This is a genomic window from Pacificibacter marinus (genome assembly GCF_900109555.1).
Lineage (GTDB): Bacteria > Pseudomonadota > Alphaproteobacteria > Rhodobacterales > Rhodobacteraceae > Celeribacter > Celeribacter marinus_C.
The window spans coordinates 49934-71650 of record NZ_FNZV01000003.1; the positions used below are offsets into that span (position 1 = coordinate 49934).

20 protein-coding genes are annotated in these 21717 nt (G+C 51.6%); 6 read left to right on the forward strand and 14 right to left on the reverse strand.

Features of this window, described 5'->3' with window-relative positions:
• Window positions 1-110 precede the first annotated feature (110 nt).
• Complete coding sequence (gene creD / locus BM025_RS05200) at window positions 111-1565, forward strand: cell envelope integrity protein CreD (protein WP_085848490.1); 1455 nt, start codon at window positions 111-113, stop codon at window positions 1563-1565.
• Between the two features lie 60 nt (window positions 1566-1625).
• On the opposite strand, the gene BM025_RS05205 is transcribed toward creD, so the two are convergent.
• The 3 genes from BM025_RS05205 to BM025_RS05215 form a co-directional block, all read right to left on the reverse strand.
• Window positions 1626-2615, reverse strand: coding sequence for an aldo/keto reductase (locus tag BM025_RS05205; RefSeq protein ID WP_306455982.1), 990 nt, complete (start codon window positions 2613-2615; stop codon window positions 1626-1628).
• Between the two features lie 87 nt (window positions 2616-2702).
• Window positions 2703-3410 carry a purine-nucleoside phosphorylase gene (deoD, locus tag BM025_RS05210; protein WP_085848491.1) on the reverse strand — a complete coding sequence of 236 codons (708 nt, stop codon included), beginning with the start codon at window positions 3408-3410 and terminating at the stop codon, window positions 2703-2705.
• Window positions 3411-3471: 61 nt separating this feature from the next.
• Window positions 3472-5439 carry a protein meaA gene (locus BM025_RS05215; RefSeq protein ID WP_085848492.1) on the reverse strand — a complete coding sequence of 656 codons (1968 nt, stop codon included), beginning with the start codon at window positions 5437-5439 and terminating at the stop codon, window positions 3472-3474.
• A 365-nt stretch (window positions 5440-5804) separates the two neighbouring features.
• Between BM025_RS05215 and ccrA the strand changes: the two genes are divergently transcribed.
• The 4 genes from ccrA (at window position 5805) to BM025_RS05235 (ending at window position 10697) form a co-directional block, all read left to right on the forward strand.
• Window positions 5805-7097, forward strand: a complete 1293-nt coding sequence (gene ccrA / locus BM025_RS05220) for a crotonyl-CoA carboxylase/reductase (RefSeq protein ID WP_085848493.1) — start codon at window positions 5805-5807, stop codon at window positions 7095-7097.
• Window positions 7098-7564: 467 nt separating this feature from the next.
• A complete protein-coding gene (locus BM025_RS05225) occupies window positions 7565-8278 on the forward strand; it encodes a helix-turn-helix transcriptional regulator (RefSeq protein WP_085848494.1) in 714 nt (237 codons plus the stop codon).
• A 162-nt stretch (window positions 8279-8440) separates the two neighbouring features.
• Window positions 8441-9094 carry an acyl-homoserine-lactone synthase gene (locus tag BM025_RS05230; RefSeq protein WP_085848495.1) on the forward strand — a complete coding sequence of 218 codons (654 nt, stop codon included), beginning with the start codon at window positions 8441-8443 and terminating at the stop codon, window positions 9092-9094.
• Between the two features lie 61 nt (window positions 9095-9155).
• Window positions 9156-10697 carry an ATP-dependent DNA helicase gene (locus BM025_RS05235; RefSeq protein ID WP_085848496.1) on the forward strand — a complete coding sequence of 514 codons (1542 nt, stop codon included), beginning with the start codon at window positions 9156-9158 and terminating at the stop codon, window positions 10695-10697.
• Here the strand turns inward: BM025_RS05235 and BM025_RS05240 are convergent.
• The 11 genes from BM025_RS05240 to trpS form a co-directional block, all read right to left on the reverse strand.
• The gene (locus BM025_RS05240) at window positions 10694-11437 is read right to left on the reverse strand and encodes a TIGR02186 family protein (RefSeq protein WP_085848497.1); all 744 of its coding nucleotides are present in this window, start codon (window positions 11435-11437) and stop codon (window positions 10694-10696) included. The genes BM025_RS05235 and BM025_RS05240 overlap by 4 nt on opposite strands.
• Window positions 11437-12348: a sulfite exporter TauE/SafE family protein gene (locus BM025_RS05245; protein WP_085848498.1), complete on the reverse strand. Its 912-nt coding sequence runs from the start codon at window positions 12346-12348 to the stop codon at window positions 11437-11439. The genes BM025_RS05240 and BM025_RS05245 overlap by 1 nt, the downstream gene beginning before the upstream one ends.
• 134 nt (window positions 12349-12482) lie before the next feature.
• Window positions 12483-13445, reverse strand: a complete 963-nt coding sequence (locus BM025_RS05250) for an ABC transporter permease (RefSeq protein ID WP_085848499.1) — start codon at window positions 13443-13445, stop codon at window positions 12483-12485.
• A gap of 2 nt (window positions 13446-13447) precedes the next feature.
• Entirely contained in the window at window positions 13448-14545 is a 1098-nt protein-coding gene (locus tag BM025_RS05255; protein WP_085848500.1) for an ABC transporter permease, read from the reverse strand.
• A gap of 1 nt (window position 14546) precedes the next feature.
• Window positions 14547-16151 carry an ABC transporter ATP-binding protein gene (locus BM025_RS05260; protein WP_085848501.1) on the reverse strand — a complete coding sequence of 535 codons (1605 nt, stop codon included), beginning with the start codon at window positions 16149-16151 and terminating at the stop codon, window positions 14547-14549.
• Window positions 16152-16162: 11 nt separating this feature from the next.
• A complete protein-coding gene (locus BM025_RS05265; protein WP_085848502.1) occupies window positions 16163-17152 on the reverse strand; it encodes a BMP family lipoprotein in 990 nt (329 codons plus the stop codon).
• Window positions 17153-17365: 213 nt separating this feature from the next.
• Window positions 17366-17794: a GNAT family N-acetyltransferase gene (locus BM025_RS05270; RefSeq protein ID WP_244515489.1), complete on the reverse strand. Its 429-nt coding sequence runs from the start codon at window positions 17792-17794 to the stop codon at window positions 17366-17368.
• 3 nt (window positions 17795-17797) lie between these two features.
• Window positions 17798-18361, reverse strand: a complete 564-nt coding sequence (locus BM025_RS05275; protein ID WP_085848504.1) for a NifU family protein — start codon at window positions 18359-18361, stop codon at window positions 17798-17800.
• 165 nt (window positions 18362-18526) lie between these two features.
• A complete protein-coding gene (locus tag BM025_RS05280; protein ID WP_085848505.1) occupies window positions 18527-18982 on the reverse strand; it encodes a universal stress protein in 456 nt (151 codons plus the stop codon).
• 255 nt (window positions 18983-19237) lie between these two features.
• On the reverse strand, window positions 19238-19741 hold the full coding sequence (locus BM025_RS05285; RefSeq protein WP_085848506.1) for a VOC family protein: 504 nt from the start codon (window positions 19739-19741) through the stop codon (window positions 19238-19240).
• A gap of 160 nt (window positions 19742-19901) precedes the next feature.
• Window positions 19902-20918, reverse strand: a complete 1017-nt coding sequence (trpS, locus tag BM025_RS05290; RefSeq protein WP_085848507.1) for a tryptophan--tRNA ligase — start codon at window positions 20916-20918, stop codon at window positions 19902-19904.
• A gap of 77 nt (window positions 20919-20995) precedes the next feature.
• On the opposite strand from trpS, the gene BM025_RS05295 reads away from it, so the two are divergent.
• Entirely contained in the window at window positions 20996-21694 is a 699-nt protein-coding gene (locus BM025_RS05295) for a rhomboid family intramembrane serine protease (protein ID WP_085848508.1), read from the forward strand.
• Window positions 21695-21717 lie beyond the last annotated feature (23 nt).

Sequence of the window (21717 nt, forward strand, 5' to 3'; positions counted from 1 at the left end):
GAAAGCCTCGCAATCTGCGGGGCTTTTTTATGACGAGCGTCAGATATTCCACACCTTGACGCTCGGCCATTGGGCGGACATGGTGGCCAAAATTATTGGTGAGGAATGGTATGCGCGACGCTATTGGAATGCGGTTTTTAATCGTGGGTCTGTTGACCCTTTTGATGTTTATCCCTTTGTTTTTCGTCTCAGAAATTGTGCAAAGCCGCAAATTCTATTCGCAAGAAACTCTGCGGGATGTGGGCCGTGAATGGGGCGGAGATCAGGTGATATCTGGACCCGTACTTGTCGTGCCGGTTCAAGAAACCATCGATCAGACGTCTTCTGAACAAGTGTTTGACACTCTAACGGGCGAAGCTAAATTCGATGAAAATGGCAACACAGTTTTGAAACAAGTCACGCGCCGCGTCACTGTTTCGCGCACACCCATCTATGTGTACCCCGGTCAATTTGATGTTGCTGTAGATACAAAAACCCAAGTGCGTCATCGCGGTATATTCAACGTGCCTGTGTATCAAGCGGACATGTCGGTTGCCTTTGACTTTCCTGTAAATCAGATCGCAAGCATGGCCGTAAACGAAGAAGTCATTCTGTGGGATGACACCGCGATGATGGTGGATTTGTCTAACAATGCCGCCTTGCGTGGAGTGGCCGTTTTGACCTTGGACGGCAAAGAACTACCGCTTGAACCGATAGCATCTGCCGAGCGCCGTGCGGGTATCACAGCCGCGATTGGTGATCCGCGCGATGCGACGTCGTATGATTTGCACCTTGGTTTGAACGGGGCGCAGTCGTTGATGATCGCACCCGTTGGCCGTCAGACATCGGTTAAGGTTACATCGGACTGGACGAATCCCAGCTTTGGTGGAGCGTTCTTGCCAGATGGATCTGAGATTTCCGAAGCAGGTTTTTCTGCGACATGGACCATTCCGCATTTGGCGCGGACTTTGCCGCAGCTGTCACGTGAAAACTATGCGCAAACCTTGCGTCGCGACATGGCTTTTGGGGTCGATTTCATTGAACCTAATGATTTCTATCAAAAATCTTATCGTGCCGCCAAATACGCAATCCTGTTTATCGCTTTGACGTTCTTGACGGTTTTGTTGATCGAAAAAGGCACCAAACGCCCTGCACACCCAGTGCAATATTTGCTGATCGGCTTGGCGCAATCCATTTTCGTGTTGTTGATGGTGGCCTATTCCGAACAATTCGGCTTTGCCGTCGCTTACGGTATTTCAGCTGGGGCGACGATCATTTTGCTAACGTTCTTTGGGCACTTTGGATTGAACTTGGGCAAACGCACAGCCGTTTTGGCGCTGATGCTTTTGGTGCTCTACGGCGTGCTTTACCTGATTTTGCAATCCGAAGACTATGCGCTTTTGGCTGGGGCAACGCTGGCCTTTGTGGCTTTGGCTGCGACCATGTACTTCACACGCAATGAAGATTGGTATGGGCCAGAAGGCAAAGGGCTGTTTGCGAAAAAAGTCAAAGCGCCCGCGCCTGAAAGTATAGAGGCTAAAGCCGCGCGAACTGCTGCTGCTAAAACGGCAGAGGTCCAAACGTAATACGGCTTTGGTCGATCTTAAATAAAAGAGCCGTCAAGTGATTTGGCGGCTCTTTGCGTTTCAACAGTAGCGTTCAACACCGGCCATTTGCATATCACCGTAGCGATCTCCATGAGCCCATCCCACAGGTAAAATGCGTTCAATTTCAGTGATATGGTCTGGGCTCAACACGATGTTTGCGGCGTTCGCCCACTCATTCAAATGTGCGGTTGTGCGCGTGCCCGGAATAGGCAGGCTGGTTGGTGATTTGTGCAAAATCCATGCCATCGCCAACTCGGGCAGGGTCCATCCATTTGTGTTTGCATAGGCCCGCAATATATTGATTTGCGCAAGGTTGGCGCTGTAATTGGGTTCTGTAAAACGCGGGTTCACACGGCGAAAGTCGGTGTCGTCCATTTCGGCTGGGGCGGGCGGGTTAGACCCAAACATCCCGCGCGCCAAAGGGGAAAACGGCACGAATGTGATCCCGAGTTCTTCGCAGGTTTGCAGCACGCCCAGTTCCGGCTGGCGGGACCAAAGCGAATATTCGTTTTGCACGGCAGTGACAGGATGAACTGCATGCGCGCGGCGAATGGTCGAGGGGGCAACTTCTGATAAACCATAGCCGTCAATCAGCCCTTCGGCGATGAATTTGGCAAGGGTTTCGGCGACCTCTTCGACGGGGCGGTCCGCTTCGCGGCGGTGGATATAAAACAATTCAACTTTGTCACGCCCAAGCCGCTTCAAAGAGGCATCCAGTTCACTGCGCAAGTGGTCTTCGTCATTGCGAAAATGACGTGGCGGACCGTTCACGATGGAGGCTTTGGTGGCGATCACCATGTCGTCCGGTGCACCTGAAAGATAGCGCCCGATGATGGTTTCGCAGTGGCCCATGCCGTAAATATTGGCTACGTCCCAAAAATCGATCCCTGCGGCCCGTGCGCTGGCCAGTGTTTCAAGGCTGGTGTCATCATTGGCCGCACCAAAGATGCCGCCAAAGCTCATACACCCAAGTCCGATGGCGCCGACTTCAGGGCCGTTTGCGCCAAGTTTTCGTTTCGGCATGGTCATAGGTCAGCTCCTTGTCTGGATTGCAAAGGCCGCCCAGTGGGCGACCTAAGGTATGTTAGGGTCTACAGCACTTTTGCAAAGCGGCGCTTATGCAAAGGCGGCTTGCAGCGCGATCTCAACCATATCGCCAAATGAACTTTCTCGTTCAGAGGATGGCAAAGCTTCATGTGTGATCAGATGGTCTGAGACTGTGAGCACTGCCAACGCACGACAACCGTGACGGGCCGCGAGGTTGTACAATTCTGCGGCTTCCATTTCGACACCCAAGATGCCGTGACGGATCATGATTTCGTTTAAATCTGGGCGCTCGTCATAGAACACATCTGCGGAATAGATGTTGCCAACATGGGTTGTTGTGCCTTTGGCGCGGGCGGCTGCAACGGCTTTTTCCAGTAGGCCGTAGTCAGCACAGGGGGCGAAATTGATCTCTTTGAAAATCCCGCGTGACGGCGTGGAAAGCGTTGTGGCGCTCATGCCAATGATCACATCGCGCACGTTGATGTTCTTTTGCATTGCGCCACAGGACCCAATGCGGATTAGCGTTTTTGCACCGTATTCGGTGATCAATTCATTGGCGTAAATCGACAAAGACGGCATGCCCATGCCTGAGCCATGGATGGTCACAGGGTTGCCTTTGTAGGTGCCTGTAAAGCCAAACATCCCGCGCACTTCGTTCACGAGTTTTGGATTGTCTAAAAACGTTTCTGCCGCCCATTTGGCGCGGTACGGATCACCGGGCAACAGTACGGTTTCGGCAATGTCGCCTTTTGCGGCGGAAATATGTGGGGTTGGCATCTAAGCACCTTTATGTCTGGAGATGCCGCAACTATACCCACGATTTTGCCGCGCGCCAGTGTTACCTTGCGGGGGGGCTGTCTGGATCTGCAAGGTGCACAATGTCAAACATGATGCGATTCAATTCGAAATCTTTGGGGGTATAGACCCGCGCGACGCCCATGGCCAAAAGCGCTTGTGCGTCTGCGTCAGGAATGATGCCGCCCACGACCACGGGGATGTGCGCCACATCGCTTGCCTTCATACGTTCCATTAGGTCAGCGATCAACGGCAGGTGTGAACCGGACAAAATCGACAAGCCAACCACATGGGCCTCATCGCGGACCGCTGCATCGACGATTTCTGTTGAGGTCAGGCGAATGCCTTCATAGGTGATGTCCATTCCGCAATCGCGGGCGCGGGCGGCGATTTGTTCGGCACCGTTTGAGTGCCCATCAAGTCCAGGTTTGCCGACCAAAAACTTGAGCTGACGCCCAAGTGATTTTGACACGCGGGCGACGTCGGCGCGAATATCATCCAAGCCCTCGGTACGGTTAGACGCGTTGGCGGACACGCCTGTGGGGCCACGATATTGCCCAAAGGCCGCGCGCACCATATCGCCCCATTCGCCCGTGGTTGCGCCCGCTTTTGCTGCTGCAATCGACGGTGGCATGATATTGGCACCAGAGGCAGCCGCTTTACGAAGAGCGTTCAGCGCTTTTTGTACCGCGACCTCATCACGCGCAGCACGCCAAGCAGATAGGCGCGCAATCTGGTCGGCTTCGGCATCAGGATCGGATTTCATAATCGCGCCGTCACCAGTGGTTAGCGGAGAGGGTTCTGCTTCGAGCCATTTGTTCACACCGACAACTGTGGTGGACCCGGTTTCGATATGCCCGATGCGTTCTGCATTGGCCTCGACCAATCGCGATTTCATATAATCAATCGCATCAATCGCGCCGCCCATGCTGTCGAGCGTATCCAATTCTGCGCGCGCGCCTTCTTTCAAAGCGGCCACTTTGCGGTCAATCGCAGGATTGCCATCGAATAGGTCATCGTATTCTAAAAGGTCTGTTTCATAGGCAAGGATTTGTTGCATACGTAAAGACCACTGCTGATCAAATGGGCGAGGCAGGCCCAGTGCTTCGTTCCATGCAGGCAGTTGCACAGCGCGGGCGCGGGCATTTTTACTTAAGGTGACGGCCAACATTTCGATCAAGATCCGGTAGACGTTATTTTCGGGTTGTTGTTCGGTCAGGCCAAGCGAGTTGACCTGAACACCATAGCGAAACCGACGAAATTTGGGATCATCGATGCCATAGCGCTCGCGCGTGATTTCATCCCACAACTCAACAAAGGCGCGCATTTTACAAAGCTCGGTGACAAAACGAATGCCTGCATTCACAAAAAATGAAATACGTCCGACCATGGCGGGAAAGGCCTCGGTGGGCACTTTGTCTTTCAGATCATCCAGCACGGCAATTGCTGTCGCAAGGGCAAAGGCCAGTTCTTGTTCAGGCGTCGCACCCGCTTCTTGCAGGTGGTAAGAACAGATGTTCATCGGGTTCCATTTGGGCAGATGTTTTTGCGTGTAAGCCGCCACATCTGTGATCATCCGCATCGAGGGACGCGGCGGGCAAACATAGGTGCCGCGCGATAAGTATTCTTTGATGATATCGTTTTGAACCGTGCCTCGCAGCTTGGAAATGTCAGCGCCTTGTTCTTCGGCGGCGGCAATATAGAGCGCCAAAAGCCATGGTGCTGTGGCGTTGATTGTCATCGAAGTGTTCATTTGTTCCAGAGGGATGCTGTCGAACAACATGCGCATATCGCCAAGGTGCGACACTGGCACACCTACCTTGCCCACTTCACCTTTGGCCAACTCGTGATCACTGTCATAGCCCGTTTGGGTGGGTAGATCGAATGCGACCGAAAGCCCCGTTTGCCCTTTGGCTAAGTTGCCACGGTACAGCGTGTTTGACGCCTTGGCTGTCGAGTGCCCCGCGTAGGTACGAAAAAGCCAAGGCTTGTCTTTTGGGGTCTCGGTCATGGCAAAGGTTCCGTTTGTGTGAAACTATATTTCAATATGTATAACTATATCGGAATAATAGTCCAACAGTAAATATTGCGGCGCAGCGTTAAATTTTTCCAATTAACAACAGTGTGTTGATCGTATTACCGCATTGTATTCACAGGGATTTCGCGTGGGTATGCATGAATTAATCCATTTTACAAAGTTATTAAATTACAAAATATACCATAAATATGTTGCATAATTACTTTTCAATTTGTATCGCTAAGGCAGAGAGGCCGCGATTCTGCGTCGCGGCATAGAGCAACTTTCCCCGAGGCCCACCGGGGAAACTGACGTTCGCAACTCGTTTGCGCGGCGGATAAAACGAAGAGGATACTGATATGGCGCTTGATGAAATGCATGCATTGACCAAATACGATGCAGTTGAAAAAGACCTGTATGAGATCGGCGAAATTCCCCCGATGGGACATGCTCCAAAGCAAATGTATGCTTGGGCTATTCGTCGTGATCGCCATGGTGCGCCAGACAAAAGTTTTCAGGTTGAAGTCGTAGACACCCCTGAAATTGATGCCAACGAAGTGCTTGTGCTCGTGATGGCCGCCGGGGTGAACTACAACGGTGTTTGGGCTGGACTTGGCGTTCCTATTTCACCGTTTGATGTGCATGGGGCGGATTACCATATCGCGGGATCTGATGCGTCAGGCATCGTTTGGAAGGTTGGCTCTAAAGTTAAAAACTGGAAAATTGGCGATGAAGTTGTAATCCATTGCAACCAAGATGACGGCGATGATGAAGAGTGCAACGGTGGCGATCCGATGTATTCTCCATCGCAACGCATTTGGGGCTACGAGACGCCAGATGGGTCTTTCGCGCAGTTCACGCGTGTGCAAGCTCAACAGCTTTTGCCGCGCCCAAAGCATCTGACATGGGAAGAAAGTGCATGTTACACACTGACACTTGCCACCGCCTATCGCATGTTGTTCGGCCACGCGCCACATGACATCAAGCCGGGTCAGAACGTATTGGTTTGGGGAGCGTCTGGGGGGCTTGGGTCTTTTGCGATCCAGCTTGCCAAGGCTGCAGGTGCTCATGCGATTGGCGTTATATCTGACGAAAGCAAACGCGATTTTGTGATGTCTTTAGGCGCAAAAGGCGTGATCAACCGCAAAGATTTCAAGTGCTGGGGGCAATTGCCCACCGTGAACACGCCCGAATATGCCGCGTGGTTTGCCGAGGCACGCCGGTTTGGCAAAGCGATCTGGGAGTTCACAGGCAAGGGCAATAACGTTGACATCGTGTTCGAACATCCCGGTGAAGCGACGTTTCCTGTGTCTTCTTTTGTGTGCAAAAAGGGTGGCATGATCGTGATTTGTGCAGGCACTTCAGGGTTCAACTGTACCTTTGATGTGCGTTATATCTGGATGCATCAAAAACGTATCCAAGGGTCGCATTTTGCGCATTTGAAGCAAGCGGCGGCTGCCAATCGCTTGATGTGCGAGGGTTTGATTGATCCGTGCATGTCGGAAGTGTTCCCGTGGAATGAAATTCCCGATGCTCACACCAAGATGCATCAAAACGCACATAAGCCAGGCAATATGTCTGTGCTCGTGCAATCTCCAAAAGCAGGTTTAAAGACGCTGGAAGATGCGTTGGCAGTAGGGCCCGTCGTATAAATCCCATCATGGTTTCCATCGACGAAAGGCCCGTGTTCTTGCACGGGTCTTTCGCCGTTTTGAGCTGTTGTTATTATGCAACTTTAGGTTGATGTACTTTTATAGATGCGATTGTGGCACAGGTACAGATTCGCGTAGCAGTTTGACGGTGGTTTTATCAATATATACGCATACTTATAACTTTCAGGACTTTATATTTTATAGCCTCACTATTTTAGGGGAGGATGAAACGGCGATTTTTCGTCTGCGGTTTCACATGTTAAAGTTGAAACAACAACGGAAACATGAACGGATGAGGCTTTACATGCGGAACGATTGGATACTTGATGTACTGACAGATCTTCGGACTTTTGCCGAACTGAACGGTATGCCCGCAACAGCAGATCATCTTTCTGATGCTTGCTTAGTGGTTGCTGTTGAGCTTGCGAACAAAAGTCCTGAGACCCAAGTAGGTCAGGCACGTAGGCATGAAGTTGAAATTGGAACACTTTCTGGAAGTCATCCAGCAAGTTGACACACTAGAGGCGTTTCAAGACGCGACGGAAACGTTGCGCGATGCCCTTGAGCTTGAACATGTCGTTTATCACTGGGTCAACAGCGTTGGAGAACGCTTTGGCGCAGGCACTTACTCCTCCGAGTGGGTCGATCGCTATCTCGACAAAGAATACCTGCGGATGGATCCGGTTATATTTGGGTGCTTTCAACGATTTACTCCCGTGAATTGGAAGCAGCTTGACTGGTCTTCAAAGGCAGCAAAGGTTTTTCTTGTTGAGGCGATCGACTTCGGAGTGGGGAACCAAGGATACACAATCCCGATCCGCGGCCCGCATGGGCAGTTTGCTTTGTTCACTGTGAACAACACGGCGGCAGATGAAGATTGGGAACATTTCATAGAAATCCACGGGCGAGATTTGATCATCGTTGCGCATGAGTTCAACAAAAAAGCTCTGCACTTTGAAGCCGGTGGTACGGTTTTGCCAACACCAACTTTATCGCCTCGTGAATTGATGGCAATTTCAAATCTAGCCAAAGGGCTCTCGCGGGCGCAGGCGGCCCAAGAAATGGGAATTTCAGAGCATACCCTGCGCGTTTATATCGAAGCTGCGCGTCATAAACTTGGCGCACTTAACACGACGCATGCTGTCGCGCGTGCAATGTCGACTGGCGTGATTATCGTTTAACATTGCCTTTAACGACGCATCATAACCTGCTGTGTGTTGCGTTTTCGGCTGAGTACCGCACGCTTGCGAAAGACACTGATATCCCGTGCGCGCGCTGTAAAAAGCCTGTGGTGACGCTTGCCATCTAGCTATTAGGCCACAGACGGTCACAGGAGCTAGCACATGCTGCGTTACATTTACGGCGATTCCCTTCACCTTTTTCCTCTTTTACGCGACACGATGTTTCGGGATCGTGCTGATCAATTCAAGACCCGCCTTGGCTGGGCTGTGCGCGTCAATGACGCCGGCTTTGAACGCGATGAATATGATGATTGCAATCCGTTGTATGTGATTTGGGAAAACCCCAATGGCACACATGGCGGGTCCATGCGATTTTTGCCAACAACTGGCAGCACGATGGTCAATGATCACTTTTCACACCTCACGGATGGGGTGCGCATCGAAAGTCCACTCATTTGGGAATGCACGCGATTTTGCCTTGCTCCTAATGCTGATCGCAAAGTGACTGCTGCTTTGACGCTGGGGGCTGGCGAGGTGATGGATGAGTTCAAACTGGACCACTTTGTGGGCGTGTTTGATCCCCGTATGGAACGCATCTATCGTCTTATGGGCTTGTCGCCTGATGTGATTGGTCGTGCGGGCGAGGGGCGTGAAGAGATAGGCGTTGGGCTTTGGCAAATGCATTCAGATGCGTTTGGGCCAACACTCGCAAAGGTGGGGATTGAGCGCGGTACATCAAAAGCGTGGTTGCGTCGCGCCTTTGCCCCCATCGGGCCAAGGTCAGTTGTACAAACACCTATGCAAGCGGTTGCTTGATTTTTGATTGGGTGGTTGATCCACTCTGGTGCCTGTGGCGCGGTCCCTATAGGGTCCGCGCATGTCAAAAAACGTTGTTACATTTTCCGATGATCAGGCAGAAGCCTTTGATGCTGTCAGTAGCGTTCTTAAACGTGTTGGCGTTGATTTGGATGACGGCTTTATTGCGCCGCTCGAAGAGGGGCATTCTAATGTACGTGCGGTGATCGGCAAGGCCGGGTCAGGCAAAACCTTGCTTTTGGCCGAGCTTTACAAGGCGTTGGACGAGGCGGGTGTTGATATCGTTTCGGGCGATTATGAAGGCAAAAAGCGTGCAGACAGGCGTACGCTGGCCATCTTGGCACCGACCAATAAAGCCGCCTCGGTGCTGCGCAACCGCGGTGTGCCTGCCACGACGATCCACCGTATTTTGTACACACCAGTTTATGATCCAGACTATGAAAGAATTGCGGAATGGCTTGCAGGCGAAGCTGACCGACCCGAGATGGAAGGGTTGGGTCCTGACGCATTAGACCGCGCATATGCTTTCTATCAACTGAACAAATCTATCCCTGGGGCTTTGGCTGCAGCGGGTTTGCGCGGCTCTGATTTCATCACAGGATGGAAACGCCGCGAAGACCCTTTGGATATTGGGTTTGTTGATGAATCCTCAATGCTTGATAAAAAGCAATTTGAAGACCTACAGGAAATTTTTCCAACCCTTGTTTTATTTGGCGATCCCGCTCAGCTTGCGCCTGTGAACCAAGCGGGTTCGATGGTATTCGAACAACTTCCCAAGCCTGATATCCATATCTTGAGCCGTATTCACCGACAAGAAAATGACAGTCCAATTTTGGATCTTGCCCATGCTTTGGCTGATCCTGCGCTAAGCTACGACGATTTTGAGCGTATGGTTGAAGACGCATCAAAGCGTGATGATCGCGTGGTCTATGCAACGCGAGTTGAAAGCGATTTGATGGCGCGCTCGCCAGCTTTGGTGTGGCGCAATGCAACACGCATTCGGTTGATTCAAGCGTTCCGTAATGTATATGGTGCGCCTGCTGATGAACTTATGGCGGGGGAACCGTTGATCTGTGACGGCATCGAATTACCCGCCAAGCACCGCAAAAAACGGCTCGACTTAGAGGCGCGGGGTTTGATCAAGGGCGCGCAGGTTGTCTATCTTGGACCTGGGCGCAAACCTGGTTTTTCTCGTCTGCATGTGATGGGCGCCCAAGATCCAAATATTTCTGCCGCTTCTATCGTCAAAATTGAATTTCCTGGCGAAGAAGAGCCCTTTATTCCCTTTGCAGCGCGCATGGGGGCCGCATTTTTGCATGGTGCAGCTGTGACCATTCACAAAGCGCAGGGGTCGCAGTGGGAAAATGTTCAGGTGTTTGCGCCAGATATTTTCGCTGCCGCACGCGCAGGGCGGATGGAAGCTGGGATTCCTTTGTGGAAGCGACTGACATATGTTGCGATCACGCGGGCTGAAAAGCGTCTATTTTGGGTGACCCGCGCGCGTCTGGCCAAACCAGAAAATGCGTTGAGTGTCGCGGACCTTAAGGCGATTGAAGCCGCGCCATTGTCGCTGCAAATGCAAGACGATGATACGTTGATTTAACGACGTAAAATGCGAAAGGCTTCGGACGCGCCCCAGCCTGCAAGTGCTGCCAAAACGAGCGATAGCAAGCCGTAGAGCAATGCATTGTTGTGCGCGAGATTGTACAGCCAGCGTTCGATTCCAACTTTTTGCACATTAATTGCAGTGCTGTAGTCATCTAAAACCGCTCCGTCACGAACCAGCAGAATTCTGGTGATGTAGTCGCCTTCGACAAGGTTCGCGGGCAAAGCGATTGAGGTGTTGAATAATGTGTTTTCAGTTAAAACAACGCCTGCATTTGCGCGACGGTATAGTCCATTGTCTGTGCGAATTCTAAGCAAGGCTTCTCGAGCTGCCAGACCTCGGCGTGCGCTTAAAATTTGCGCGTCTGCAGTGATTTTCCACAACGAATCCGTTTTGGAGGCCACAATATCTTCAACGGGACGCGTCGCTGCCACGCTGTAAAAGCTCGGAGCATGGCCAAGGCGTTCGGTTTCGACATTCACCCAGATGCCAAAGCGTCGAGCTTTGCGCAGAATGGTTTCCAGTTTGCGCGGACCTGTCACCGTGACAATCACGTCAAGGGCGCTGTTTTCCGGTACAGCTTCGGTACGTTTTATTGCACCAAATACCAAAATTTCAGAGCCATCAAAATTGGCAGTGATTGAAATGCGATTTTGGCTGAGCGCGGCCACAACCTGTTCGGCGGCCAAGCTGAGTGGTGCGACCCATAGGGCGAGTATGACGATAAGAAACCGCATTAGATCACACCGATTGAATAAAGTTCGCTTGGGCGAATAAGTAAATCAAGGCCAAGTTTCAAGCACACAATCAGCACCAAAAGTGCCAGCATGATGCGCAGTTGTTCTGCTTTGAGTTTCAACCCGATTTGCGTGCCTATTTGTGCGCCTACGACCCCACCAACAAGCAATATCATTGCCAGCATCATGTCCACCGTGTGGTTGGTATAGGCGTGTAACATTGTGTTGAAGGAGGTGACAAAAATGATCTGAAACAACGAGGTTCCAATCACGACTTTCGTCGGCATTCCAAGGATATAGATCATGGCTGGCACCATAATAAACCCGCCACCAACGCCCATAATTGCGCCAAGCATACCGACCAATATGCCGACAACAATTGGCGGGATCACAGAAATATACAGGCCCGAGGCGCGAAATTTCATTTTAAACGGTAGGTTGTGAACCCATGTGTGTTTGGTGCGCTCGCGCGCTTTGCCTACACGCCCTTTGGCGCGGCGTAGGGCGCGCAGTGATTCCACCAACATCAATGCACCGATGATCCCTAAAAACACCACGTAGCACAGTGTCACCAGCAGATCGACTTGGCCAAGTGCTTTCAACATATTGAAGATTTGCATGCCAATAGCCGAGCCGATAAGCCCCCCAATCAGCAGCACTGAGCCCATGCGCAGATCAACTGTTTTGCGCTTAAAGTGGGCCAGGACCCCCGACACTGATGAGGCGACGATTTGATTGGCAGACGTGGCCACCGCGACGGCGGGCGGGATGCCGACGAAAAACAACAGAGGCGTGATCAAAAATCCACCACCAACGCCAAACATGCCGGATAAAATACCCACAAGTCCGCCCAATCCCAAAAGAACAAAGGCGTTCACCGATACCTCGGCGATGGGTAGGAAGATTTGCATAGACGGGATCTCGCGGTTTTTGTGGCTATGGATGCAATTGTTTCGGGGTCACATCCAAGAGTGTGGCGGGATAAAAGTAAAAATGCGACCCCAAAGGCTCGCATTTTTTTGATTTGTACAGATTAGGGCGGTGTTTACCGCTCTTTTACATAGGGTGTGCCGCCTGCGCGTGGCGGAATGGCTTTTCCTATGAAGCCAGCCAAGATGACGACTGTCAAAATATAGGGCAAGGCTTGCATGAATTGCACTGGTATAACAAAGTCGCCGATTGCGATGGATTGGTATCTGTTGCCAATGGCCTCTAATAGCCCAAACAGCAGGGTTGCTGATAGCGCATACCATGGCCGCCATTTGGCAAAGATAAGCGCTGCCAGCGCGATATAGCCACGCCCCGCTGACATGTCTTTGACAAAACCAGCGGCAAGAGACGCCAGATATGTGCCCGCAAGCCCGCAAAGCACACCTGCAATCACCAGCGCAAGATAGCGCAGTCGCACCACTGATACGCCAGCTGTGTCAACCGCGCTGGGGTTTTCACCGACGGCACGCAGACGCAATCCAAAACGTGTACGATAGAGCACCCACCATGACACAGGCACCGCCAAAATCGCGATGTATGTGAGCGCTGTGTGACCTGAAATCAATTCGTTATAGGTTGGTCCAAAAACAGGAATTTTCGACCAAGCATCTGAAAATGGTAGGTTCCATTCACCAAAACGCCCGTTGCCGGACAGGGATGGCGTGCGCCCGCCTAAAGCAAACCAGCTTTGGCCGATCACGACTGTCAGCCCCGCAGCCAAAAAATTCAGCGCCACGCCAGAGATCAGTTGGTCGCCTTTGAAGGTGATGGACGCAAGGCCATGCAGCATAGAAAACGCCAAAGATGCTGCAACACCTGCCAAAAGCCCAAGCCAGATTGAGCCCGTTACATAGGCCACTGCGCCCGACATGAACGCTGCAGCCAGAAGTTTCCCTTCGAGACCAATATCGACGATACCGGCACGCTCAGAGAATAGACCCGCAAGGCAGGTCAGCAACAGCGGTGTGGCAAGGCGCACGGTGCTGTCGAGGATTTGTAGGATGGTCAGGTAGTCCATGATCACGCCTCCTTTGTCTTGCGCAGAGCAAGAAACAATTTTTCGAGTGGCGCGCGGACCATATTATCAAGTGCGCCAGTGAACATGATGACAAGACCTTGGATCACCACGATCAATTCGCGGGGAATGGCTTCCCAAAATGTCAATTCAGCGCCGCCTTGATATAAAAACCCAAACAACAGTGCCGCTAAAACGATGCCAATGGGGTGATTACGCCCCATCAACGCCACGGCGATGCCGATGAATCCCGCGCCTTCGGGGGCATTGTCGATCAGACGTTCTGCTTCGCCCATCACGTTGTTGATTGCCATCAATCCACACAGCGCGCCGGAAATCATCATCGCGATGATGGTGATGCGCACAGGGTTGATACCTGCATATTTTGCAGCGGTTTCTGATGCGCCGAATGAGCGAATTTCATATCCCAAGCGGGTTTTCCAGATCAGCACCCAAAACCCGAAAGCGGCCAAGAGGGCGATCAAGAATGAAATATTCGCAGGGGCATTTTTGCTGAAATTGATGCCAAAAGGTGCAAGCATTTCGTGGAACGTGGGCAGATGTGCGCCCGCTGAAAAGCCAGCGCTTTCCGTTGACATCGATCCCGGGACTTTGAGGTAGTTCAACAAAATATAGCCCACAAAAGCAGACGCGATAAAGTTGAACATCATTGTTGTGATCACGATGTGCGAGCCACGTTTGGCTTGCAAATAAGCGGGAATAAACGCCCATGCAGCACCAAACACCGCGCCGCCGATCATTGCAGCGGGTAGAGCAAGCGCCCAATGTGGCCAGTCAATTGCAAGGCAGACCAAAGCAACGCCAAGACCGCCAAGCATCACTTGGCCTTCTCCGCCGATGTTGAACAGGCGCGCGTGATAGGCAACCGCTATTGCCAGCCCCGTAAAGATGAAGTTGGTCGTGTAATACAGCGTATAACCGATCCCATTGGTGGACCCGAACGCGCCTTGGATCATGGTTTGGATCGCAACGACAGGGTCTTTACCGATGGCCCAAATCATCAAACCAGAGAAAAAGAACGCCAACAAAATTGAGATCAAAGGAATAAGGACGGCGTCCGCCCATTTTGGCATGGCTTGCATGTTAAGCGCCCCCAGTTTGTGCGGCGTCTGCACCGGTGTTGATGCCCGCCATGAGCATACCAAGTTCGCGTTCATCCGTTTCAGATGGCAAACGTTCGCCCATGATATTGCCGTCAAACATTACTGCAATGCGATCTGACAACGATAGAATTTCATCCAGCTCAACAGAGACCAGCAAGATCGCTTTGCCTTGATCACGCAGAGCGACGATTTGTTCGTGAATAAATTCGATTGCTCCGATGTCGACGCCACGCGTGGGTTGGCCGATCAGCAGTAAGTCAGGGTTGCGTTCGATTTCGCGAGCCAAAACGATTTTTTGCTGATTGCCACCAGAGAAACTCTTGGCTTCCAGTTTTTCGTTCAAAGGCCGCGTGTCAAAGCGTTCCATTTTCTCGCGGGCGATTTTTTTGATTTTAGCGTTGTCCATGATCAAAGCATTTTTTTGATACTCTGGGTCATGGTGATAGCCAAAAATGATATTTTCCCAGGCAGAGAACTCAAGAATCAGACCTTCGTCGTGACGATCTTCTGGCACGTGGGCGATGCCGCGCGCGCGCCGTGATTGCCCGTCAGAGGCGCTGCCTGTGAGATCAAGCTCTTCGCCCTTAAGGCGGATGGTGCCTGTGCCGTTTTGGTAACCGCCTAGCACCTCTAAAAGCTCGGTTTGTCCATTGCCAGCCACACCAGCGATGCCCAGAATTTCACCTGCGCGCACATGTAAGTCGATGCCTTTGACGCGTGTGACGCCATGGCTGTCGACGACGGTCAGGTTTTCGACTTCTAAAACCGGTGCGCCGGGGGTTGCAGGGGCTTTGTTCACTTCCAAAAGAACTTTGCGACCGACCATCAATTCGGCCAATTCTTCGGGCGAAGTCTCGGCGGTTTTTACCGTGTCGGTCATCTCGCCGCGCCGCATTACGGACACGGAATCGGTGACGTCCATGATTTCGCGCAGTTTATGGGTGATCAAAATGATGGTTTTGCCTTGTTCCTTGAGACCTTGCAAAATGCGGAACAGATGGTCCGCTTCTGCTGGCGTCAAAACGCCTGTGGGTTCATCAAGGATCAAAATATCAGCTTGGCGATACAGTGCTTTAAGGATCTCAACCCGTTGTTGATGCCCAACAGAGAGATCTTCGATTAAAGCATCAGGATCGACAGACAGTTCGTATTCATCTGACAATTTCTTGAGCAGTTTGCGGGCTTTCGCCAGTGATGGTCTAAGCAGCCTGCCGTCTTCAGCGCCCAAAACGACGTTTTCTAAAACGGTGAAGTTTTCAATCAGTTTGAAGTGTTGAAACACCATGCCGATGCCTGCAGAAATCGCGGCTTGGCTGTCGGTGATGTGCACTTCTTTGCCGTTGATCAAAATGGTGCCACTGTCGGCTTTGTAAAAGCCATACAAGATCGACATCAAAGTCGATTTGCCCGCGCCGTTCTCTCCGATGATACCGTGAATGGACCCTTTGTGCACAGATATATTGATATCTTTATTTGCTTGGACAGGGCCGAATGCTTTGGAAATGCCGCGCAGTTCAATCGCCAGCGGTTCTGATGCGGGAGGGGCGGCAGGTGTCTGCCGCCCCTGTGAGGTTGTTGAAACCATTCTATCCAGCCTTAGTACGCTGGGCAGGATTCGTCGGACATGTAATCGTGTACAACGACTTCGCCCGAGATGATTTTTGCTTCTGCATCAGCCAAAGCCGCTTTCATTTCCTCAGTGATGAGGGACGCGTTGTTTTCATCCATCGCAGCAGACACACCAGCGTTAGACAAGTCCATGACGTTGATGCCGGATTCAAGCTCTGTGCCTTGTGTGAACGCATCAAAAACAGCGTTGTCCACACGTTTGACCATTGAGGTCAAAACTGTGCCTGGCTGTAGGTAGTTTTGGTTGCTGTCCACACCGATGGCGAGCATGCCTTCGTCTTTTGCAGTTTGAAGCACACCAAGACCTGTACCGCCTGCTGCTGCAAAGACAACTTCAGAGCCTGCAGATTTTTGCGCGCGTGTAAGTTCGCCGCCTTTTACCGGATCGTTCCAAGCCGCAGGTGTGGTGCCTGTCATGTTGACGATTACTTTGCCTTCGGGTTTCACAGATTTAAAGCCTTGGGCATAACCACAGGCAAACTTTGAAATCAGTGGAATATCCATACCGCCAACGAAAGACACAGTATCGCCTTTGGCTGCATAAGCTGCCGCGACGCCAACAAGGTATGATCCTTCGTGCTCAGAGAACACAACAGAGCGCACGTTTGGTGCGTCAACGACCATATCGATGATGGCGAATTTGGTGTCTGGGTAGTCAGCTGCAACAGTTTCGAGTGCTGTCGCGAAAGAGAAGCCAGCCATCACAACGGGGTTGTACCCGCTTTCGGCAAAGCGGCGCAGGGCTTGTTCGCGCTGTGCGTCAGATGTCAGTTCAACATCGCGGTATGATCCGCCAGTTTCTTTTGCCCAACGTTCTGCGCCCTCGTAAGCGGATTCGTTGAATGATTTGTCGAACTTGCCGCCAAGATCAAAAATGATCGCAGGGTCAGCTGTCACGGCACCTGCCGTGAGTGCCAAAGTGGCAGCAGCGCCAAGAAAAGATTTCATCAGGGTCATGGTCGTCTCCCATAGTGTTTATATTGGGACTTGCATCTGCGGCATGTCCATAATCGATTAAGACATGCCGCTGGGACATATCCACAAAGGCGATAGATCGCGTTTGCTCACTGTTGAATTAGGGAGGTTTGGACGGGGAGGGTCAACAAGAATTTTACCATTTGGTCCTTGTTCTGTCTATGTTTGCCAAAACATTAAGATGTTGACGTAAAGTTACGCCCACAACAAAGGCTTGGATAGAACCAGCGCATCAATTTTTGTACCATCAGATGCGCTGTAATACCCGCGACGTTTGCCAGATTCGCTATAGCCGTGTGACAGGTACAGATGTATCGCGGCTGCGTTGTTTGCAGCAACTTCCAAAAATGAAACCTCTGCATGGCGTGCGATGGATTCCGTTTCATAGGCTTGCAAAGCCGCGCGTCCCAATCCGCGCCCTTGGGCTGCGGGACCTACGGCAAGTGTTAAAAGTTCGGCTTCGCCAACAACAACGCGTCCCATTGCAAGTGAAGGTCCCGCGCCGCAGATCACAAACACGTCGCTCATAGACAAAAGCCCCGCGAACTCGGTCTCGGACCAAGGGCGGGGCATTGTAAAGCAGGCTTTGTGCAACGCTGCGCAGGCTGCGTTCGAAAGCGTCACGAATTAGGCCGCGACGGGGCGAACTTCTAGCACTTCTGGGATGTAATGGCGCAATAGATTTTCGATGCCCATTTTCAACGTCAACGTTGATGATGGACAGCCGGCACAAGCACCTTGCATGTGTAAGAAAACAACGCCTTTTTCGAACCCATGGAACGTGATGTCCCCGCCATCTTGCGCCACAGCTGGGCGCACGCGGGTGTCCAAAAGTTCTTTGATTTGATCTACGATATCGCTGTCAGGACCATCATGTGCGGCGTGACCTGCAGGTGATCCGCTTTCGCCTTCCATCACTGGGTCGCCAGATTGGAAATGTTCCATAATGGCGCCAAGCAAGGCGGGTTTGATGTGATCCCAATCAATCGCGTCATCTTTGGTGACTGTGACAAAATCATTGCCGAAGAACACACCGCTGACATTTCCGACAGCGAAGATGCGTTTCGCAAGTGGCGAAGATATCGCGGCTTCGGCGGTTGTGAAATCAGCTGTACCTGCGTCCAAAACTGTTTGGCCGGGCAAGAATTTCAAGGTCGCGGGGTTTGGTGTGGATTCGGTTTGAATGAACATGTTCAGCTTTCCTTACTGCGCCAGTCATATATGGGCCTTTCGCATGGAAAAGTCAATATTTAGAACTATTCTAAAGTGTAGCGTTTGCGATATAGCTTTGACCTTTGCCAAAGGCGCATTTTACCCGCAGCAACAGACCGTGACGCAAATCAATAGTGATACGGCTTAAGTGACGGACTCAAGGCGATCTTTGGACATCTCGCCAGGCACCAATGTCATGGGGATCGGCAAAAAACCTGCTTGTTTCATCATGGCGGTGACCAGCGGCCCGGGGCCATTTTTTTCTGTGCCCGCACCCAAGACCAAAACGCCGATGGTTGGGTCTTCTTTGATTTGCGACAAGATTTCGTTCACTGGCTCGCCTTCGCGAATAACAAGTTCAGGATCAATCCCTTGGCGGTCGCGCATCCATTTGGCAAAGACTTCAAAGTGAACGATAATGCGCTCGCGCGCCTCTTCACGCATGATGTCTGCAACGCCAATCCAATGATTGAACTCATCGGGTGGAATTACCGATAAAATCTGTACGCCACCCTCCGTTTTTGCGGCACGCATCGCGGCAAACCGCATGGCGTTTAGGCATTCACGGCTGTCATCTAAAACCACAAGAAACTTGCGCATGCTCACTCCCTTAAGCTGCTCAATCTTACAGCTCTTTGTACAATGATGGCCGAGCGCGCAGGTTTGCGCAAGCGTATCTATGCAAAAGAACACCCCCGACGCGTGGTCGAGGGTGTTAATGGGACCAGCGATAGCGGCCATCGGAAGGGGACAGTCCGAATGGATGCGTGCCGCAAGGGGGCTTGGCGTGACACTGCACAACCGCTGATACGCTAAGATTAATGTACCGCGTACGGGATTCAATTTTATGACAGTTTATGCGTCCAGCTCTGCCATCACGCCTTTTAAATCGAAGGGCTTATTGTACATGACGATCTTGCCGTTCGCATCTGTGGGCCAGTCAGCTTTGGGGCGATCAACATATAACTCGACCCCGTTTCCATCTGGATCATCCAAATAGATCGCCTCGGACACTCCGTGATCTGCGGCACCGGTAAACGACAGACCCGCGTCAGTGACGCGTTTGATCACAAGCGCTAAATCTTTGCGTGTGGGGAACAAAAATGCGGTGTGATAAAGCCCCGTTGCGAATTTTGGGGCAGGGCCCGCGCCAGCACTTTCCCAAGTGTTTAATCCGATATGGTGGTGATAGCCGCCAGCACCCAAAAATGCGGCGTCATTGCCCATACGCACTTGTAGTTCGAATCCAAGGATGCCGCTGTAAAACGCGATGGCTTGGTCTAGGTTGGAAACTTTTAAATGCACGTGGCCGATACGACTGTCGGGATGTGCTGCGTTTGATGTGATGTCTTGTGTCATTGGATGTCTCCTTTGACGCCACATTACTATTTTCGCAATTTTGCACAATTATACATTTTTGCTCACGAATGGTTCTTAAGCGAACACCCGTTTAGGTCCCTAAAATGTGAAAAGGGCGCCCGATGAGGCGCCCTTTGATGTTCTAAATGGTATCCGCATCTTAGCGCACAAAACCCATAATATCGAAGGTTTTGTCCAAAATTGGGTCGGCAATGGCTTTGGCTTTTGCAGCACCTTTGGCCATGATGCGGTCAATTTCAGCGGGATCATCCATAAAACGCTGCATTTCGATGGAAATGGGCGCAAGTTTTTCAACCGCCAAATCAGCTAATGCTGGTTTGAATTTCCCCCAGCCCGCGCCAGCATATTCCGCCACAACCGCCTCGTTTGTCATGTCGTTCAAGGCCGCATAGATGTTGACCAGATTGCGTGCTTCAGGGCGACCATCCAATCCCTCTAGCGTTTCAGGAATGCCATCGGGATCTGTCTTGGCCTTTTTGAATTTTTTCGCAATCTTGTCTGCATCATCGGTCATGTTGATGCGTTCCATGTCTGACTCACCAGATTTGGACATCTTTTTCGTGCCATCGCGCAGGTTCATCACCCGCATGGCCGGCCCTTCGATCACAGGGATAGTTTCAGGGAAAAAATCCACCTTGTAGTCGTGATTGAATTTGTTGGCGATGTCGCGGGTCAATTCCACGTGTTGCTTTTGATCTTCGCCCACAGGTACATGCGTCGCGTGATAGGCCAAAATATCAGCCGCCATCAAAGCAGGATAAGCATAAAGCCCCAAAGACACGCCTTCGGAATTTTCGCCTGCTTTGTCTTTGAACTGGGTCATGCGGTTCATCCAACCGACACGCGCGACACAGTTGAACAGCCAGCCGAGTTCAGCATGGGCAGACACGCGGGACTGGTTGAACAAGATCGATTTGTCAGGGTCTATCCCTGACGCAAGGTAGCCTGCTGCAACTTCACGTGTCGCATGGTGCAGGTCCTTTGGATCTTGCCAAACAGTCACGGCGTGCATGTCGACCACGCAATAAATGGTTTCAAACTCACCGCCTTGCATATCTACGAAACGCTTGATCGCGCCCAAGTAGTTGCCAAGGGTGAGGCCGCCCGAAGGTTTGATTCCCGAAAAAACACGGGGGGTAAAGGCTGGCTTGTCCATTTGGAACTCCGTCACTGGATTATTAAGTATCCTTGGCTTACCTATGCAGAACATTAGCGTCAAGGAAGCCAAAGCACATGTCCGACCAATCCCCGTTTAATCGCGAAGAAATGCCGTTTAATGCATTGCCGCCCGCTGTGATCGCCTTGGCGGTGCTGATCGGCGGGATCGAACTTTTATTCCAAATCGGATCATACGGCATCATCGGTGGCCCCGAAGCCGTGGGCTGGCGCGTTGCCGCGATGGAAGATTACGGGTTCTTCAATTCTGTGTTTGAGGCTATGCGAGCGCAAAACAACTGGCCGCTGGAACACGTCATTCGGTTTCTCAGCTACTCTGTGATCCACGCCTCAGCCTTGCAGGTGGTCATGGTGATCGTGTTTATACTTGCGTTGGGAAAAATGGTTGGCGAAGTTTTCGGCAATGTCGCGTTTATTGCCGTCTTTGCCTTGGCCGCTGTGATCGGATCATTGGCCTATGGGCTGATTATGAATTCAAGTATGCCGCTTTTGGGTGGCTATCCTGGTGCTTATGGTCTGATTGGATCTTACACATTTATTTTGTGGCTTGGCCTTGGCGCGATGCAGCAAAACAAACTGCGGGCGTTTTCTCTGATCGCATTTTTGATGGGCATTCAGTTGGCATTTGGGCTGATATTTGGCGGCGATCCCACATGGGTTGCTGAATTGTCCGGCTTTGTGGCGGGCTTTTTGGTGTCGCCTCTATTGGTGCCGGGGGCGTTTCCACGCATCTTGGCCAAATTGCGTAAACGATAAAGGTTTGGCAGGTCAAGCGCGGG

Bases quoted from the DNA above. Each gene is read 5' to 3' on its own strand.
- creD (WP_085848490.1), top strand. From the start codon at position 111: ATGCGCGACGCTATTGGAATGCGGTTTTTAATCGTGGGTCTGTTGACC.
- BM025_RS05205 (WP_306455982.1), bottom strand. From the start codon at position 2,615: ATGACCATGCCGAAACGAAAACTTGGCGCAAACGGCCCTGAAGTCGGC.
- deoD (WP_085848491.1), bottom strand. From the start codon at position 3,410: ATGCCAACCCCACATATTTCCGCCGCAAAAGGCGACATTGCCGAAACC.
- BM025_RS05215 (WP_085848492.1), bottom strand. From the start codon at position 5,439: ATGACCGAGACCCCAAAAGACAAGCCTTGGCTTTTTCGTACCTACGCG.
- ccrA (WP_085848493.1), top strand. From the start codon at position 5,805: ATGGCGCTTGATGAAATGCATGCATTGACCAAATACGATGCAGTTGAA.
- BM025_RS05225 (WP_085848494.1), top strand. From the start codon at position 7,565: ATGAAGTTGAAATTGGAACACTTTCTGGAAGTCATCCAGCAAGTTGAC.
- BM025_RS05230 (WP_085848495.1), top strand. From the start codon at position 8,441: ATGCTGCGTTACATTTACGGCGATTCCCTTCACCTTTTTCCTCTTTTA.
- BM025_RS05235 (WP_085848496.1), top strand. From the start codon at position 9,156: ATGTCAAAAAACGTTGTTACATTTTCCGATGATCAGGCAGAAGCCTTT.
- BM025_RS05240 (WP_085848497.1), bottom strand. From the start codon at position 11,437: ATGCGGTTTCTTATCGTCATACTCGCCCTATGGGTCGCACCACTCAGC.
- BM025_RS05245 (WP_085848498.1), bottom strand. From the start codon at position 12,348: ATGCAAATCTTCCTACCCATCGCCGAGGTATCGGTGAACGCCTTTGTT.
- BM025_RS05250 (WP_085848499.1), bottom strand. From the start codon at position 13,445: ATGGACTACCTGACCATCCTACAAATCCTCGACAGCACCGTGCGCCTT.
- BM025_RS05255 (WP_085848500.1), bottom strand. From the start codon at position 14,545: ATGCAAGCCATGCCAAAATGGGCGGACGCCGTCCTTATTCCTTTGATC.
- BM025_RS05260 (WP_085848501.1), bottom strand. From the start codon at position 16,151: ATGGTTTCAACAACCTCACAGGGGCGGCAGACACCTGCCGCCCCTCCC.
- BM025_RS05265 (WP_085848502.1), bottom strand. From the start codon at position 17,152: ATGACCCTGATGAAATCTTTTCTTGGCGCTGCTGCCACTTTGGCACTC.
- BM025_RS05275 (WP_085848504.1), bottom strand. From the start codon at position 18,361: ATGTTCATTCAAACCGAATCCACACCAAACCCCGCGACCTTGAAATTC.
- BM025_RS05280 (WP_085848505.1), bottom strand. From the start codon at position 18,982: ATGCGCAAGTTTCTTGTGGTTTTAGATGACAGCCGTGAATGCCTAAAC.
- BM025_RS05285 (WP_085848506.1), bottom strand. From the start codon at position 19,741: ATGACACAAGACATCACATCAAACGCAGCACATCCCGACAGTCGTATC.
- trpS (WP_085848507.1), bottom strand. From the start codon at position 20,918: ATGGACAAGCCAGCCTTTACCCCCCGTGTTTTTTCGGGAATCAAACCT.
- BM025_RS05295 (WP_085848508.1), top strand. From the start codon at position 20,996: ATGTCCGACCAATCCCCGTTTAATCGCGAAGAAATGCCGTTTAATGCA.